The following is a 16,284-nucleotide window of genomic DNA, read 5'->3' on the forward strand; positions in this document are numbered from 1 at the left end:
GCTGCTTCTCCACCGCGCGCGCGGAACCGGCATGGGTCGCCTCCTCGATCCGGCGCTGGAGATCCGCGAGCTTGCCCGCGGTGGTGTGGATGTCGCGGTCATTCGTCCGCGGCGGCTCGACCGTCATCGTTCGCTTCCGTTCTGTTCGGTGCGCCCGTCCCGTCGCCGTGGCGGGCGGCGGGACGGGACGTCGAGGGGTGCTTTCGCCGGGCGCGGGTCGGGCGGGTGGCGTCCGGCGGGAGGATTCTCAGAAGGCGTCGTGCGGGGTGTGGGCGCCCCGCACCTCCCGCGGGGCGTGCGCGACCTCGCCCCCGGTGGCACGCGACCGCAGTCCCGACTCGTTGCGTGCGACGTCTTCCACGCCGGACTCCTCTACACTGCGGTACTGGATTCTGTTATCACGGTACTCAGTACCGCACCCGGAGGCAAGTGGCCCATGGACGTACGAGCAGGGCAGGATGAGGCCGCATGACCAAGGGATCCACCAGGGAGCGGCTCACTCAGGCCGCGTTCGCCCTCTTCGACGAACGCGGGTACGAGCAGACGACCATCGACGACGTCGCCGAGCGCGCCGGCGTGGGGCGCACCACGTTCTTCCGCCACTACCGGTCCAAGGAAGAGGTCATCTTCCCGGACCACGACCGTCTGCTCGCGACCATCAGGGACCGGCTGGCCGGATCCACGCACGCCACCGCCCTGGTCGCCGTCTCCGACGCGGTACGGATCGTCCTGATGCACTACCTCGACGAGGGCGACCTGGCCCTGCGCCGGTATGCCCTGACCAGCAAGGTGCCCGCCCTGCGCGAGCGGGAGATCGTCAGCGTGGCCCGCTACCAGCGGCTGTTCCGCGAGTTCATCTCGGACTGGATGGGCGACACCGGCACCTCGGCGCCGCTGCGGGCGGAACTCATGGCGGCGAACGTGGTCGCCGCCCACAACCATGTGCTGCGGCGCTGGCTGAGGGGTGAGTCGACGGATCCCGTCGCGGAGGTCGACGACGCGATGCGCGAGGTGCTCGCCCTGTTCCCGGTCCCGGCCGCCTCCTCCGTGCCCCCCGCGGGGACGGACGCGGACGGCACCACGGTGGTCGTGCTGCGCAGCGGCACGGACATCGACGCGCTGCTGCCGTCACTGCGGCGTCTGCTCCAGGGCGGTACCGGCCCGTGACGGGAGCCGGCCCGGCCGCCCGGGGCCGTCAGGGCCCGACGCGCATCCGCTGGGTCCCGATGGCGGCCAGCAGGGCGAGCTTGCCGTCGGACTCGCTGCCGGGCGCTGCGCTGTACATGACGATGCGCAGGTCGCCTCGCTGAGTGCTCAGGATGTCGCAGTCCAGCTCCAGGGACCCGACCTCGGGGTGGTTGATCCTCTTCGTGGCCGCGTCGTGCTCGGCGATCTCGTGTCGCTGCCAGAGATCGCGGAAGCGGCCGCTTCGCTCGCTGAGCCGTTCGACGAGCCTGAGCAGTGCGGGGTCGTCCGGGTAGCGGCCGATGCTGCGGCGCAGGTCAGCGGCCATGGAGACACCGAAGGCGTCCCTGATGCCGGGGTCGTGGATGTTGCAGTCGGCGACGCGGGTGAAGTGCAGCCACAGCACGTTGCGCTCGTCCTCCCGCAGCTCGGAGGGGTCGCCCATCAGGGCCGCCCACATCCGGTTCCAGAGCAGCAGGTCCCACATCGCGTCGAAGACGGCCATGGGCCGGTCGCCCGTGCGTTCCACCAGGCGGCGCAGGCTTGCGGGCACGATGCGGCTGATCCGGCCGCCGCCGGTGGCGTGCCCGGCGAGCCGGAACAGATGGTCCTGCTCGGCGTCACTGAGCTGGAGGGCACGGGACAGCGCGGCGCACACCTGCGCCGAGGGCGCCGAGGCCCGCCCCTGCTCCAGCCGCACGATGTAGTCCGCCGACACCTCCGCCAGGACGGCCAGCTCCTCACGCCGCAGGCCGGAGGTGCGCCGCGCGGTACCCGCCGGCAGGCCCACCGCCTGGGGGGTCAGCCGCTCCCGCCATGCCCGCAGCACGGTCGCGAGCTCACCGGATGCACTCATACGCCCATCGTCGCAGCATCCCGGGGCCACAGCCTGGTACTGCCGTTACCAGCCTCGGGACCGTGATCGTCCTCCCGGCGGCCCGGCCGGTCCCGCCGTGTGCACGTGGGTGTGGACGTCGATCGGCCCGGGAAGGCCGGGACCGCTCCGAAGGCGGCGGACGTCCCCGGCCTCGCCGGCCGGGGCCGCACGGGGGAAACGCGTGCGGTGCCACCTCCTGTCCGGGACCGGTCGTGGTTCAGGTGCCCGGGTCGTCGAGCGTCGGCTGCAGCTCGGGGCGGGCGTCCCACCATTCCCGGTGGAAGGCGTTGTTGTCCACGTTCGCCAGATAGGCACGGGCGGCCGCCCGGTACAGCAGTTCCGCCTGCCGGGCGGAGACCGCCGCACGGTTCCACGCGACACGGATGCGGCCGGTGACCGGGTCGCCCACCAGAGGGCGCAGCACCGTCCCCTCGGTGGCCGGGGCGGTCGGCTGGCTCAGCGATATCGCCCGGCCCGCGGCGATCAGGTCGTACTGCATCTTCCGGTCCGTCACCCGGTGCCGCAGCAGAGGGGTGAAGCCCGCCTTCGCGCAGGCGGCGACCAGGGCCTCCGGGCCGCCGTCGTCGTCCTCCACCAGCATCATCCAGGACTCCCCGGCCAGCTCCGCCAGCGCGATCCGCTCACGGCCCGCCATCGGGTGCGTGGCCGAGAGCCGTACGCAGAAGGGTTCCTTGGGGATCAGGGTGCGGGCCGTGATGCCCTGGGGCAACGGCACCTCGTAGTCGTTGACTTCGCCGTACAGCACGGCGTCGTACCGTCCCGCGCCGAGCTGTCTGGTCAGCGTGGTCGCCGAGTGCTCCACCGTCACATGGAGCTCCTGGCCCGCCAGTACCCCCTCCAGTTCGCCCAGCAGCCGGTCGACGAGGACCAGCAGGATGCAGCCCAGCCGCAGGGTCGGATGCGGGGCGACGGCCCGGGCCCCGGCGGCCAGGGCGTCCATCTCGCCGAGCACCAGACGGGCCTTGCGCAGGACGAACTCCCCCAGCGGGGTGGGCTCCACACCGTGCCGGCTGCGCAGGAACAGCTCCCCTCCCGCGGCCCGTTCGATGCGGCGCAACTGGGCCGAGAGCGCCGGCTGGGAGATCCCGAGGCGCCTTGCGGCCCTGCTCAGACTGCCCGCCTCGGCGATCCGGCACACGGCCTCCAGATGCCTCAACTCCAGGTTCATTGGCGCAGAGTACGCACCCCCGCGCGGCCGCACCATAACTCCGGTGCTATGCACCCTCGCATGTCCCGAACTGGCCATGTCCACGCCCATACTCGCCGCAACGATCCGCCTCCCCACCCTGAACGGAGCAGACGTTGCACCCCACCAGAGTCACTGCCGCCGTGGCTGCCCTGGCGCTCTCGGCGAGCCTCGCGGCCGCCCTCGCCGGGTCCGCCGACGCGGCCCCGCAGGACCGGCCCGTACCGCCGCCCGGCAACGGCAGGTCCCTCGCGCTCGCCGCCGCCGACGACGCCGCGGACAGCGGTCTCGACGAGCTGCGCCACGGCGCCGACGAGAACCTCGTCCGCACGTCTGTCACCCCCTGGTCGAACGGGCTGTACTTCTCCTCGTACGAGCGCACGTACAAGGGCGTTCCGGTCGTCGGCGGCGACGCCGTCGTGCTGAGCGACTCCGCCGGCAAGGTCCGTGAGGTCACCGGTGCCCCCGCCCCGGTCCTCAGGCTCTCCACGAAGGCCAGGGTCGGCGCACGGGCGGCACTCGCCACCGCGCGGGCGCAGCTCAAGTCCGTGGAGTCCGCGAGCACCCCCGAACTGACCGTGCTCCTCAAGGCGGGCAAGCCGGTCCTCGCCTGGCGCACCCTGGTCGTCGGCCGCACCGCGAAGAACGCGCCCAGCTCGCTCGACACCTACGTCGACGCGCGCACCGGCCGTGTCACCCGGGCCACCGAGAAGGTCCGGCACGCCGACGGCCGCGGCTACCACAACGGCACGGTCACCATCGACACCGCCGCGTCCTCGATGACCGATCCGAACCGCTCCGGCTTCCGCTGCGGCGGCCAGAACGGCAGCGCCTACACAGGCTCCTCCCCATGGGGCAACGGCGGCGCCAACGACCTCGTCACCGCCTGCGTCGACATCATGTACGCCGCCCAGCGCGAGTCCGACATGCTGAAGTCGTGGTTCGGCTACAACGGCATCAACGGCCAGGGCGGCATGGTCCCGGCCCGCGCCGGACTCTCCGAGGTCAACGCGTACTACGACGGCACGAAGACCACGTACGGCCGCAACCAGAACGGCACCAACCAGCTCACCGGCATCGACGTCGTGGCCCATGAGTACGGCCACGAGATATTCGACCGGACTCCGGGCGGCACGGGCTCGTCCAACGAGAACGGCGGCATGAACGAGTCCACCGGGGACATCTTCGGCGCGCTCACCGAGCACTACGCCAACAACCCGAACGACACCCCGGACTACACCGTCGGCGAGAAGCTGAACTTCCTCGGCGACAACAGGCCCATCCGGTACATGTACAACCCGTCGCTGCGCAACAACGACCCCAACTGCTACACCCAGTTGACCTCGAACACCGAGGTGCATGCCGCGGCCGGTCCGCAGAACCACTGGTTCTACCTGCTCGCCGAGGGCTCCAGCCCGGGCGGCGGCAAGCCCGCCAGCCCCATATGTTCCGGCGGTCCGGCGTCCGTCACCGGCATCGGCGTCCAGAAGGCCGGCAAGATCTTCATGGGCGCCCTGCTGATGAAGACCTCCTCCTGGAACCACCTCGCCGCCCGCAGGGCGACCCTGACCAGCGCCAAGAACACCTACGGCAGCGCCGAGTGCAACGCGGTGAAGGCGGCCTGGAACGCGATCGGCGTCCCCGCCCAGTCCGGTGAGACCGACTGCGGGGGGACCACCACCCCGGACTTCTCGCTCGCCCTGAACCCCTCCTCGGGTTCGGCCCAGCCGGGCGCCTCCGTCACCGCCACCGTGAACACCGCCACCACCGGCGGCGGCGCGCAGACCGTCCAGCTCTCCGCGAGCGGCGCCCCGAGCGGTGTGACGGTCTCCTTCAGCCCCTCGTCGGTGACCTCCGGCAGCTCCTCCACGATGACCGTCCAGGTCGCCCCGGGCACCGCCGAGGGCACGTACCCGGTCACCGTCACCGGTACGGGCTCCGCCACGCACACGGTCACCTACCAGCTGACGGTCGGCACCTCCACCCCGCCGACCGGCTGCGCGGACTCCGAGCACACCTATGAGGGCACGCTGTCCTCCGGACAGCGGGGCGTCCAGCCCGACGGCTCGTACTACTACTCGGCGACCTCCGGCACCCACGCGGGCTGTCTGCGCGGTCCGGCCGGCACCGACTTCGACCTCTACCTGCAGAAGTGGAACGGGGCGGGCTGGGTGGACGTGGCCGTGGACGGTGACGCCACCTCGGAGGAGGACATCCGCTACAACGGCACCGCGGGCTACTACCGCTATGTCGTCCACGCCTACAGCGGCTCCGGCGCCTACACGCTGGGCCTGAGCGCCCCCTGACAGGGGGTTGAGCGCCCGAGGACGGGAACCTGCCACCCGTCCGTGAGGGCGAGTGCCGCGCGCGGACGAGGGGAGCCGTCGCGCGGCCCCGGGGGCCGGACCGCCGAACACCCTTCGGCGGCCCGGCCCCTGGTCCTTCCCCGGTCTCCCGGGCCGGTGCCCGGCCGAGGCGAGCACCCTGCCGTCAGCGGCCGGCGGACCCTCCGTCGCGTCCCTACGAATCGGTCTCGATCCCGGCCATCGCTCGGGCGCCGGTGGCCGTCCGGCCATCATGTCGGCATGCACCGGCCGTTCCGCCTCCACGCTCCCGCCCGGTTCACGGCCGACGACTCGGTCCTGAACGTCGCACTCGTCTACCCGATGCAGGGACCTGCCGGGATCGTCGGCCCTGCCTGTGATGCCTGCGCGCGGCTGGCGTCCGAGGAGATCAACAGATCCGGCGGTGTGCTGGGCAGGGAACTACGGCTCCTGGAGGTCGACGGCGGAGCCGACCCGCGGACCGTGGCCGACGAGATCGAGGCCCTGGTGGCGACCGGTGCGGTGCACGGTGTCACCGGCTGGCACCTCTCCTCGGTCCGGCAGGCCGTCGCCCCCCCGGATCGCGCACCGGGTGCCGTACGTCTACACCGCCCTGTACGAAGGCGGTGAGCACACCGACGGCGTCTTCCTCACCAGCGAGACCCCCGACCGGCAGCTCCTGCCCGCGATGCGGCTGCTGGCCGAGACACGGCACGTGCGGCGGTGGTTCACCGTGGGGAACGACTACGTATGGCCGCGTCGCACGGCGCGGGCCGCCCGACGCTACGCCGGCGCGAGCCGGGGCGGACGGGTGTGTGGTGAGGCATACCTGCCGCTCGGCACCCATGACTTCCGCGGGGTGCTGCGGCGTATCGAGCGCGCGGACGCGGACGGTGTCCTGATGCTGCTCGTCGGCAGCGACGCGGTCCGCTTCAACCGAGCCTTCGCCGCGTCGGGTCTCGGCCGTCGCTGCCTGCGGCTGAGCACGCTGATGGACGAGACCATGCTGCTGGCCAGTGGACCGGAGGCAACCGGCGATCTCTTCAGCACGGCCGGGTTCTTCGCCTCGTTGGCCAACCAGGACACCCTGGACTTCCACGGACGGTACGCCGATCGCTTCGGCTTCGAGGCCCCCGCCCCGGGAAGCTTCGCCGAATCCTGCTACGAGGGGGTGCTGCTGCTCGCGTCACTCGTCGAGCGGGCCCGGTCCCTGGACGTCTCCGCGATCTCGGCCACCGCGGAGAACGTCTCCTACGAGGGGCCGCGCGGGCTGATCCGTCTCCGCGACCGGCATGTGCGCCAGCGCATCTACCTCGCGCAGGCGGACGGTCTCGACTTCAGTGTTCTCGCCCGACTGCGCGGTCCCCACGACACCTTGTGACGCGGCTCCGGTCCGCCGTTCCACTGCTCCCGAAGGCGTCGGCCATCCGTTCCAGCAGATCGGCGAGCCGTTGCGTGTCCTCGTTCGCGAGAGGGCTCTCCAGGGCGGCCCAGTCCGCGCGCACTTCGCGCGCCAGCAACTGCCAGCGCTGCATTCCGCGCGGGGTGAGATGGGCCAGCACCCGGCGCCGGTCGGCGGGGTCGACCCGGCGGAACAGCAGATTCTGGTCGACGAGCTGGTCGACGAGCTTGGTCAGGCTGGGTGCCGGCAGGAAGGCGTGCTCGGCGAGGGCCGTCATGTTGTGCCCCTGCCCGTCGGACAGCAGATCGAGCACCCGCCATGCCTCGACGGAGCAGTCGAACTCGTCGAGCACGGACTGCACTCGGCGGGCGACGAGGCGCTCGGCCCGCGTCAGCAGGTGGAGCAGTTCCTGGGGCCGTCTCGCCATCGCGCTCCTCCGTTCCTGCCCTCGACCGCGTCGAGCCTACCTTCGACCGTCCGGCGCCCACCCATGGATCCGGGGAAAACGATCCTTTCGACAGGAAGCATCGGTCTCCTTTTCTGCACTGTCGTCAGTCCTGCATCAGCAGTGACGAGTTCTGCCTTGTCGCCCGCATTTTTTACTTCCGCTGGAAACTGTTCTTCAATTGCGGCGCAACACGGAGGAAACAGTTTCCTCGCAGGCTGTGGTCGCACTTCAGTGGCCGGCCCGGACGCCACCCCCGGAACGGCCGGGGAAACCGTGCGTCGAATCCGCCGCGCCTGAGGCGCATCACATTCATTCCCTCCGTCAGCTCATCCCAGCACCTTCCGCTCTTTTCACATACGCCCTTCGGGGCAAGGAGGTTGCATGTCCGGGCTCAGTATCAGCAGGCGTGGTCTTCTGGCCGGCGTATCGGCCGCCGGCGCGTCCGCCGCGCTCAGCGCCTGCGGCGCCAAGACAGGCAGCGGGACGTCGTCCGCGCCCGGAGCCGAGGCGGACACCTCGGGCGACACCGTCAAGGTCGGTCTGCTGAACTCTCTCTCGGGCACCATGGCCATCAGCGAGGTCACGGTCCACAACGCGCTGCTGCTCGCGGTGAAGGAGATCAACGCGGCCGGTGGTGTGCTGGGCAAGAAGCTCCGGCCCGTCAGCCAGGACGGCGCCTCCGACTGGCCGACCTTCGCCGAGAAGGCCGAGGCCCTGATCACGGACGACAAGGTCGTCGCCACCTTCGGCTGCTGGACCTCCGCCAGCCGCAAGGCCGTCAAGCCGGTCTTCGAGAGGTACCGGTCGCCGCTCTTCTACCCCGTGCAGTACGAGGGTCTGGAGGAGTCGCCCTACATCTTCTACGTCGGCGCCACCACCAACCAGCAGATCGTGCCCGCCCTGGACTACCTCAGGAAGCAGGGCCTGACCAAGCTCTGCCTGGTCGGCAGCGACTATGTGTTCCCCCGCACCGCCAACAAGATCATCAAGGCGTACGCCCGGGCCCACGGCATGCAGATCAAGGGCGAGGACTACGCGCCACTCGGCTCCACCGAGTTCAGCACCATCGTGAACAAGGTCAAGGACGCCGGTGCGGACGCCGTGTTCAACACCCTCAACGGTGACAGCAACGTGGCCTTCTTCAAGGAGTACAAGTCCGCGGGCCTCACCGCGAAGAGCCTGCCGGTGCTGTCCGTGTCGATCGCCGAGGAGGAGGTCAAGAGCATCGGCACGCAGTACCTGGAGGGCCAGCTGACGGCCTGGAACTACTACCAGACCACACCGGGCACGGCGAACACCGAGTTCGTCCGGGCGTACCAGGCCGCGTACGGCAGGAACAAACCGACCAGCGACCCGATGGAGGCCGCGTACATCTCGCTCCACCTCTGGAAAAAGATGGTCGAGAAGGCCGGATCGTTCGACATCGAGAAGGTCAAGGCGGCCTCGGACGGCATCGAACTGATCGCCCCCGAAGGCAAGGTGACCGTCGACGGGGCCTCCCAGCACGTCTACAAGACGGCCCGCATCGGGAAGGTCGGGGCCGACGGCCTCATCGAGGAGGTCTGGAACTCGGGCGGGCCGATCAAGCCGGACCCGTATCTCAAGGGCTACTCCTGGGCCTCCGGTCTCTCCTGAGCCCGGCTCCCGCCCGCTGCCCGGCCTCGTCACCGGGGCCGGGGCGGCGCGGGGCCGCGGAAAGCCCGCACGCCCGTCCCCCGAACCGGAGCCGCTTCATGACGGTCATCCTCAACCAGTCCTTCACCGGCATCAGCATCGGTGCCGTCCTGCTGCTCATCGCCCTCGGCCTGACCCTGACCTTCGGCCAGATGGGGGTGATCAACATGGCGCACGGCGAGTTCATCATGGCCGGCGCCTACACGACGTACGTCCTGCAGGACTCCATCAGCAACGCCGGCATCTCCCTGCTCGTCGCGCTGCCGCTGGCGTTCCTGGTCGCCGGCGCACTGGGTGCGCTGCTCGAGATACTGCTGATCCGACGCCTGTACACGCGCCCGCTGGACACCCTGCTGGTCACCTGGGGAATCTCCCTGATGCTCCAGCAGCTCGCCCGTGACATCTTCGGCGCCCCCAACGTACAGACCGACGCCCCCGGCCTGCTCACCGGCAACGTCTCCCTGGGCGGCGTCACCTTCGCCAGCAGCCGGCTGTCCATCCTCGGCCTCGCCCTGCTGTGCGTCCTCGGGCTCGCGCTGATCCTGCGGCTCACCCCGCTGGGCCGCCGTGTCCGCGCCGTGGTGCAGAACCGTGACCTCGCGGAGGTGTCCGGGATCGCGACCGGCCGGGTCGACCGGGTCACCTTCTTCATCGGCTCGGGTCTCGCGGGCGTCGCCGGGGTCGCACTCACCCTGGTGGGCCCGATCGGCCCGACGATGGGCACCAACTACATCGTCGACGCCTTCCTGGTCGTCGTCGTGGGCGGCATCGGCCGTCTCAGGGGCAGCGTCATCACCGCTTTCGCGCTCGGCCTGCTCCAGTCCGTCCTCGAATACTCGACGACGGTCAGTGTCGCCAAGGTCGTCATTCTCGTGGCGATCGTCGCCTTCCTCCAGTGGCGACCCCAGGGCCTGTACACACTGCGCACCCGGAGCCTGGCATGACGACGACGGCCACACCCGCCCCCGCGGTGACCGCACCGCGGCACCGGTCCCCACTGGAGCGGTTCCGCGTCCCCGCGGGCTTCGCGCTCGGCGCCGTCCTCCTGTTCGGCGTCGCCCCGCTCACGTTGACCGACTTCCGTCTCGGTCTCCTCGCCAAGTACCTGTGCTACGCCGTCGTCGCGGTCGGCGTCAGCCTGGCCTGGGGCCGGGGCGGGCTCATGGTCCTCGGCCAGGGCGTGTTCTTCGGTCTCGGCGGCTACGCCATGGCCATGCATCTCAAGCTCGCCGACGCGGCCGCGGCCGGAGAGACACTGCCCGACTTCATGCTGCTCTACGGCAGCGGAGGCGGGCTGCCCTGGTGGTGGAGGCCGTTCGCGAACCCGGTGTTCGCGCTCGTCATGACCGTGGTGCTGCCGATGGCGGTCGCCGCGCTGCTCGGGTTCCTCGTCTTCCGGCGCCGTGTGAAGGGCGCGTACTTCGCCATCCTCAGCCAGGCACTGGCGGCAGCTCTGTCCATCTGGCTGATCGGCCAGCAGGCCACCACGGGCGGCACGAACGGACTCACCGACATCCAGGGCTTCTTCGGCTACTCGCTCGACGACCCGGTCAACCTGCGCATGGTGTACTTCGTCATCGCCGCCGCCCTGCTCCTCCTGATGGTCCTGGTCCGCCAGCTGTTCGTCAGCCGCTACGGCGAACTCCTCGTCGCGGTGCGGGACTCCGAGGAACGGGTGCGCTTCCTCGGTTACAACCCCGCCGACGTCAAACTCGTGGCGTACGTCGTCGCGGCGGGCACGGCCGGACTGGCGGGCGCGCTCTTCGTGCCGGCCGTGGGGATCATCTCCCCCGCGCTGATCGGGATCGTCCCGTCCATCGGCTTCGTCATCGGCGCGGCCGTCGGCGGACGTTCCTCACTCGTCGGAGCGGTGCTCGGGGCGGTCCTGGTGGCCTGGACCCAGAGCGAGCTGTCCGACGCCTTCCCGGCCGCATGGACGTATCTCCAGGGCCTGCTGTTCGTCCTCGCGGTCGGTTTCCTGCCCGGCGGTCTCGCCTCGGTGGGCGCCGTGCTGCGCAGACGCCGGGCCGCCCTTCGTACGACGGGAGAGACCGCATGAGCGGCGAGCGGCTGACGGTCCGCGATCTCAGGGTCGTCTTCGACGGGTTCACCGCGGTCGACGGTGTGAACCTCGACATCCACCCCGGCGACCTGCGCTTCCTCATCGGCCCGAACGGTGCCGGCAAGACCACCCTGGTCGACGCCGTCACCGGCCTCGTCAAGGCCACCGGCTCGGTCCGGTTCGGCGACCAGGACCTGCTGGGCAAGCCCGTGCAGAAGATCGCCCGCCTGGGGATCGGCCGGACGTTCCAGACGGCCACGGTCTTCGAGGAACTGACCGTCCTGCAGAACCTGGACATCGCCGCGGGCGCCGGACGCGGCGTGTGGACCATGCTGCGCCGCCGCAAGGGCATACCCGACAAGGTCTCCGACGCGCTGGAGACGACGGCGCTGACCGGCCTGCGCGACCGCCCCGCCGGAACGCTCGCCCACGGCCAGAAGCAGTGGCTGGAGATCGGCATGCTGCTGGTCCAGGACGTCAGGCTGCTGCTGCTCGACGAACCCGTGGCGGGCATGAGCCACGAGGAACGCGAGGCGACCGGCGAACTCCTGCGGCACGTCAGCCAGGACCGCACGGTCGTCGTCATCGAGCACGACATGGACTTCATGCGCTCCTACGCCCGCAGTGTGAGCGTCCTGCACGCCGGCAAGGTCCTCAGCGAAGGCACGGTCACCGAGGTCCAGGCGGACGCCCGGGTCCAGGAGGTCTACCTCGGCGGTGCCTCCGGGCCGAGGACCGAGGACCCTGCTTCCGCCCCCGCCGCAGCACCCGTGGCCGTCGCCGAGGAGGCATGACCATGCTGGAGATGGATTCCGTCCATGCCGGTTACGACCTCACCACGGTGCTGCACGGTGTGTCGGTCTCGGTGCCTAAGGACGGTGTCACGGCCGTTCTCGGCCACAACGGCGCCGGCAAGAGCACCCTGCTGCGCGTCGCCATGGGCCTGATCAGACCGAGGACCGGCACCGTCCTGCTCGGCGGCGAGGACATCACCCGCCTCGCACCGCACCGGCGAGTGGCCCGCGGCATGGCCTACGTCCCCCAGGGCCAGCAGTGCTTCCCGCACCTGACCACGGCCGAGAACCTCCGGCTCGTCGCGGACGGCCGCGCCGGCGGCAAGGAGGCCGCCGCCGAGGCCCTGGACCTCTTCCCGGTCCTGCGCGAGCTGTCCGGCCGCCGTGCCGGTCTGCTCTCGGGCGGTCAGCGTCAGCAACTCGCGATCGCCCGCGCGCTGGTCACCCGGCCGAGGCTCCTGCTCCTCGACGAACCCACCGAAGGCATCCAGCCCTCCGTCGTCGCCGAGATCGAGCGGACGATCCTCGCCCTGACCCGTCGTGACGGACTGTCCGTCCTCCTCGTCGAACAGCACGTCGGCTTCGCCATGCGGGCCGCCCGGCGCTACAGCGTCCTGGAGGCGGGCCGGGTGACCTCCTCCGGCGAGGGCGGCGCAGGCGCCGAGCAGACCGTGCGGGCGGCACTCAGCGTGTGAGCGGGTTCCCGGCCCCGCCGGGGCGGACGTCCGGCAGCGAGACCCCGGTCTCCGCCGGACGTCCGCCCCGGCATGCGCGCGCCGGATCCCGGCGCGACCGCGAGCGTCTCCCCGACCACACACGGTGATTCTTCACGGAACGTGTCAACCGGCCCCGGCCCGCTGTGCGTACGGAAGGTGACAGCACAGCCCGAGGAGATGCACGGTTGACCGACGAGGAGTACGCGGAGTTCTACGTGTCCTGCGGCAGGCGCCTGATCGGACAGGTGTACCTGCTGACCGGGGACCTGCCGGAAGCGGAGGACGTCGTCCAGGACGCCTTCGTCCGCTGCTGGACGCGGAGACGCTCCATCGACATGGACGGCGCACCCGAGGCATGGGTGCGCACCGTCGCCTTCCGGCTCGCCGTCAGCCGGTTCCGGCGCACACGCCGCGGCCGGGAGGCATGGCGGCGTGAGAGCGCGGGCCGGCCCACCGAGGTGGCCGGGCCCGACGAGCAGAGCATGGCCCTGGCGCAGGCGCTGAAGCGGCTTCCCCGGCGGCAGCGTCTGGCCATGGTCATGTTCTACCTCTGCGACATGACGGTGGAGCAGATCGCCGCGGAGGCCGGCCTGAGCGCGGGCACCGTCAAGACCCATCTGTCCAGAGGCCGCGCCGCGATGGCCGGGCTGCTGCACGACGTCGAGGAGGGCGTACACGATGCCTGACCGTTCGCCGGACTCCCCGTCCGCACCGGGCCCCGACGCGGAGCTGCGCCGGATCTTCGACACGGCCGCGGCCGCCGCGGCGCGGGCCGCGCTCCCGCCCGGCGGCGCGCGCATCGGTGTGCTGGGGGCGGCACGGCGCCGCCGCCGGCTGGCCGCGTGGGCCGCCGGAGCGGTGCTCGTCACCGCCGGAGCGGTGGCCGCCGCGGTCTCCGCCCCGTCCTCCGCCCCGCCGGCCGCCCCGCCCGGCCATGTCTCCCCCACCCCGACGACGGCACCCCCCTCGTCCCAGTTCCCCTCGACCGCCGACTCCGGGATCAGCCCATGACGACAGCCGACCTGCGCACCCACCGCACCGTCCGCGGTCCTTCCCCGGCGGAGCCCGCGTCCCCGACGTCCCCGGCGACGCGCTCACGTCACCGGCCGGGGCGCGCCGACGGCGCCGTGCTCGCCGCCGTCTTCGCCGTGCTGTACGCGGTCCTCGCGGTGTCGAGGTGGGCGCGCTACGAGACGATGTCCTGGGACCTGGGAATCTTCGTGCAGGTCGTCGACTCCTACGCCCAGGTGCGGGCACCCGAGGCGGACCTCAAGGGACCGGGCTTCGACATCCTCGGCGACCATTTCAGCCCCGTCCTCGCGCTGCTCGCACCGTTCTACCGGCTGTGGCCCGGCCCGGCGACGCTGCTGATCGCCCAGTCGGCCCTGCTGGGCTGGTCCGTGCACCCCGTCACCAGTGCCGCCGCACGCCTCCTCGGCAGGCGCACCGGTCTGCTGATCGGAACCGCCTACGGCATGTCCTGGGGCCTGCAGAAGGCAGCCGACTTCGACTTCCACGAGATCGCCTTCGCCGTGCCCCTCCTCGCCGCCTCCCTCGCCGCCACCGTGACCGGGCGCTGGCGGGCCGCGCTGCTGTGGGCGCTGCCGCTCGTCCTCGTCAAGGAGGACCTCGGGCTGACGTGCGCCGCCGTCGCCGCGGTGGTCGCCTGGCGCTGCCGCCGCGACAGCCCGCGCCATGTGCTGCCGGCGGTCGCGGCGGCGTGCGCGGGAGTCCTCTTCTGCCTGGTCGTCATGACCGTCGTCATCCCCGCCGTCAACCCGCAGGGCTACGACTACTGGAGCAAGATCGGCACCGGGTCGGGGCCGCTGAGCGACGTCCTCCTCGACGGGGGCGAGGAGAAGCTGCGGACGCTGCTGTGGACGCTGGTGCCCACCACCGGGCTCGTCGCCCTGCGCTCACCTCTCCTCGTGGCCGCGCTGCCCACGCTGGCCTGGCGGATGCTCTCCCACGACGAGCACTACTGGAGCACGGACTGGCACTACAGCGCCGTCCTGATGCCCGTGACGACGCTCGCCCTCGTCGACGCCCTGCCCCGGCTGCGCGCGGCCCGCCGTCCGGTCGTCCGCGCCTACGCCCGTCACCTGCCCGCCGCCGCGGCGGCCGCCGCCCTCGCGCTGGGCACCTCGCTGCCGTTCGCCGCACTCACCGAACCCGACACCTACCGCACGGGCGCGCACGCCGCCGCCGGCCGCCGGGTCCTGGCCGTCGTCCCGGACGGCGCGAGCGTCGAGGCCGACATCGTCCCCAGTGCCCATCTCGCAGACCGCTGCCGTCTGTTCTGGGTGGGCAACACCCGCGGCATCGTCCCCGACTACATCGCCCTCCACGATCCCGCCCGCGACAGCGCGGCCGTGCTCGCGTACGCGAAGGAGCTCCATCCCGGCGCCCGCTACACCGTCGCGGCCGGCGCATCCGGCTACTGGGTCCTGCGTCGCGTGTCCCGCTGACGGGGGCTGCGCCAGAGGTGGGGCACCGGCCCGGCGGAGTCCGCCGGGAGCCGTGAACGCCCTCGGCGGGGCGCGCTCAGGTGACCGGGCGTACACGCACGACGAACGCGTCGAGTGCGGGGTGCACGCCCGGTTCGCCGGGCAGGGCCGGCAGATGTGCCTGCACCGCGCCGCGTCCGTGACCGGGGTCAGACCTTCACGGCGTCGAGCTCGCGCCGCACGTACTCGCGCAGCGTCGTCGGCGGGCGGCCGAGCAGCCAGGTCAGCACATTGGGGTTGCCCGTGATGCCGTAGCGGCTGTAGTGCCCGAAGAGGCGGTACATGATGTCGTAGGGGAACTCGGCCTCGGCGAGTCGTCGGCGCTCGGGACTCACGAGGTCGCTGAGTTCCTGGACCTCGGCGACGACCGGCCGGCCCGACAGTTCGGCGAGGACGTCGGCGATCTCGTGGCCCGTGACGTAGTCGCTGCCCGACAGTTCGTAGGTCGCGTAGTGGTGGTGCGGGTCGCCGGCCACACGCGCCGCCACCTCGGTGACGTCCTCGATGTCGACGTGCGCGAGGCGGGAGTCGGCCGAGTGCGGCTTGGCGTAGACGCCGGAGGCGACGGTGCCGGCGACGTCGATGTTCTGCAGGTAGTGCATGGGCTGCAGGATCGTGAACGGGATCGGTGACTCGATGACGGCGCGCTCGACCGCGAGCTTCGCCTGGTGGTTCAGCAGCTGTTCGATCTGCGGGTGGACCACGGAGAACTGCACGAAGTGCCGCACGTCGTGACGCCGCGCCTCCGCGACGACGGCGCGGCCGATGTCGGCCTCACGGTGGTGGAACAGCGGGCCGATGTGGACGACCGACTCCACCCCCTCCATCGCCTTGCGCAGCTCGGCCGGCTCCAGGAGGTCGGCCACGACGGTCTCGGCCGCGCCGAGGTCACGGGTCTCATGGACCGACGGGGCGATGTCCGCGGCCCGGACCTCCTTGCCCTCACGGGTCAGTGCGCGGATCAGACTGCGGCCGGTGCGGCCGCTTGCTGCGGTGACAAGGATCATGACGAGCTCTCCAGATGATCGGCTCAGGCCGGACTAGGTTTATTTGATATAACACCTTGACTGACCGCTTGAGAACCCTTC

General features: G+C 71.2%; 14 protein-coding genes and 1 pseudogene. 11 read left to right on the top strand and 4 right to left on the bottom strand.

What is annotated here, in order from left to right; all coding sequences use genetic code 11:
• The first annotated feature begins 468 nt into the window (after nucleotides 1-468).
• Nucleotides 469-1,167, top strand: a complete 699-nt coding sequence (locus ACIQGV_RS32765; protein WP_402501117.1) for a TetR/AcrR family transcriptional regulator — start codon at nucleotides 469-471, stop codon at nucleotides 1,165-1,167.
• A 28-nt stretch (nucleotides 1,168-1,195) separates the two neighbouring features.
• On the opposite strand, the gene ACIQGV_RS32770 is transcribed toward ACIQGV_RS32765, so the two are convergent.
• Both ACIQGV_RS32770 and ACIQGV_RS32775 read right to left on the bottom strand, forming a co-directional pair.
• Nucleotides 1,196-2,041: a helix-turn-helix transcriptional regulator gene (locus ACIQGV_RS32770; RefSeq protein WP_402501120.1), complete on the bottom strand. Its 846-nt coding sequence runs from the start codon at nucleotides 2,039-2,041 to the stop codon at nucleotides 1,196-1,198.
• A gap of 238 nt (nucleotides 2,042-2,279) precedes the next feature.
• Nucleotides 2,280-3,251, bottom strand: coding sequence for a LysR family transcriptional regulator (locus ACIQGV_RS32775; RefSeq protein WP_402501123.1), 972 nt, complete (start codon nucleotides 3,249-3,251; stop codon nucleotides 2,280-2,282).
• A 134-nt stretch (nucleotides 3,252-3,385) separates the two neighbouring features.
• On the opposite strand from ACIQGV_RS32775, the gene ACIQGV_RS32780 reads away from it, so the two are divergent.
• Both ACIQGV_RS32780 and ACIQGV_RS32785 read left to right on the top strand, forming a co-directional pair.
• Complete coding sequence (locus ACIQGV_RS32780; RefSeq protein WP_402501126.1) at nucleotides 3,386-5,575, top strand: M4 family metallopeptidase; 2,190 nt, start codon at nucleotides 3,386-3,388, stop codon at nucleotides 5,573-5,575.
• 279 nt (nucleotides 5,576-5,854) lie between these two features.
• Nucleotides 5,855-6,974, top strand: a pseudogene (locus ACIQGV_RS32785) (substrate-binding domain-containing protein).
• Here the strand turns inward: ACIQGV_RS32785 and ACIQGV_RS32790 are convergent.
• Nucleotides 6,931-7,422: a MarR family winged helix-turn-helix transcriptional regulator gene (locus ACIQGV_RS32790; protein WP_402501129.1), complete on the bottom strand. Its 492-nt coding sequence runs from the start codon at nucleotides 7,420-7,422 to the stop codon at nucleotides 6,931-6,933. The pseudogene ACIQGV_RS32785 and the gene ACIQGV_RS32790 overlap by 44 nt on opposite strands.
• Nucleotides 7,423-7,824: 402 nt before the next feature.
• Here ACIQGV_RS32790 and urtA point away from each other — a divergent pair, with 402 nt between their 5' ends.
• The 8 genes from urtA to ACIQGV_RS32830 all read left to right on the top strand — a co-directional run bounded on the left by urtA (nucleotide 7,825) and on the right by ACIQGV_RS32830 (nucleotide 15,157).
• Nucleotides 7,825-9,078 (top strand): urea ABC transporter substrate-binding protein, encoded by a 1,254-nt coding sequence (gene urtA / locus ACIQGV_RS32795; RefSeq protein WP_402501132.1) that lies wholly within the window; start codon nucleotides 7,825-7,827, stop codon nucleotides 9,076-9,078.
• 98 nt (nucleotides 9,079-9,176) lie between these two features.
• Nucleotides 9,177-10,061, top strand: a complete 885-nt coding sequence (urtB, locus tag ACIQGV_RS32800) for an urea ABC transporter permease subunit UrtB (RefSeq protein WP_402501135.1) — start codon at nucleotides 9,177-9,179, stop codon at nucleotides 10,059-10,061.
• Entirely contained in the window at nucleotides 10,058-11,176 is a 1,119-nt protein-coding gene (urtC, locus tag ACIQGV_RS32805) for an urea ABC transporter permease subunit UrtC (RefSeq protein ID WP_402501138.1), read from the top strand. The genes urtB and urtC overlap by 4 nt, the downstream gene beginning before the upstream one ends.
• Nucleotides 11,173-11,973, top strand: coding sequence for an urea ABC transporter ATP-binding protein UrtD (urtD, locus tag ACIQGV_RS32810; protein ID WP_402501141.1), 801 nt, complete (start codon nucleotides 11,173-11,175; stop codon nucleotides 11,971-11,973). Before urtC ends, urtD begins: the two co-directional genes overlap by 4 nt.
• Nucleotides 11,970-12,668 (top strand): urea ABC transporter ATP-binding subunit UrtE, encoded by a 699-nt coding sequence (gene urtE / locus ACIQGV_RS32815; protein ID WP_402501144.1) that lies wholly within the window; start codon nucleotides 11,970-11,972, stop codon nucleotides 12,666-12,668. The genes urtD and urtE overlap by 4 nt, the downstream gene beginning before the upstream one ends.
• 206 nt (nucleotides 12,669-12,874) lie before the next feature.
• The gene (locus ACIQGV_RS32820) at nucleotides 12,875-13,375 is read left to right on the top strand and encodes a SigE family RNA polymerase sigma factor (RefSeq protein WP_402501147.1); all 501 of its coding nucleotides are present in this window, start codon (nucleotides 12,875-12,877) and stop codon (nucleotides 13,373-13,375) included.
• Complete coding sequence (locus ACIQGV_RS32825) at nucleotides 13,368-13,700, top strand: hypothetical protein (protein WP_402501150.1); 333 nt, start codon at nucleotides 13,368-13,370, stop codon at nucleotides 13,698-13,700. The genes ACIQGV_RS32820 and ACIQGV_RS32825 overlap by 8 nt, the downstream gene beginning before the upstream one ends.
• Nucleotides 13,697-15,157, top strand: a complete 1,461-nt coding sequence (locus ACIQGV_RS32830) for a DUF2079 domain-containing protein (RefSeq protein ID WP_402501153.1) — start codon at nucleotides 13,697-13,699, stop codon at nucleotides 15,155-15,157. Before ACIQGV_RS32825 ends, ACIQGV_RS32830 begins: the two co-directional genes overlap by 4 nt.
• A 188-nt stretch (nucleotides 15,158-15,345) precedes the next feature.
• Here the strand turns inward: ACIQGV_RS32830 and ACIQGV_RS32835 are convergent, their stop codons facing one another.
• Entirely contained in the window at nucleotides 15,346-16,203 is an 858-nt protein-coding gene (locus ACIQGV_RS32835; protein ID WP_402501156.1) for an SDR family oxidoreductase, read from the bottom strand.
• Between the last annotated feature and the right edge of the window lie 81 nt (nucleotides 16,204-16,284).

The sequence above is a fragment of the Streptomyces sp. NPDC093094 genome, assembly GCF_044754345.1.
GTDB lineage: Bacteria > Actinomycetota > Actinomycetes > Streptomycetales > Streptomycetaceae > Streptomyces.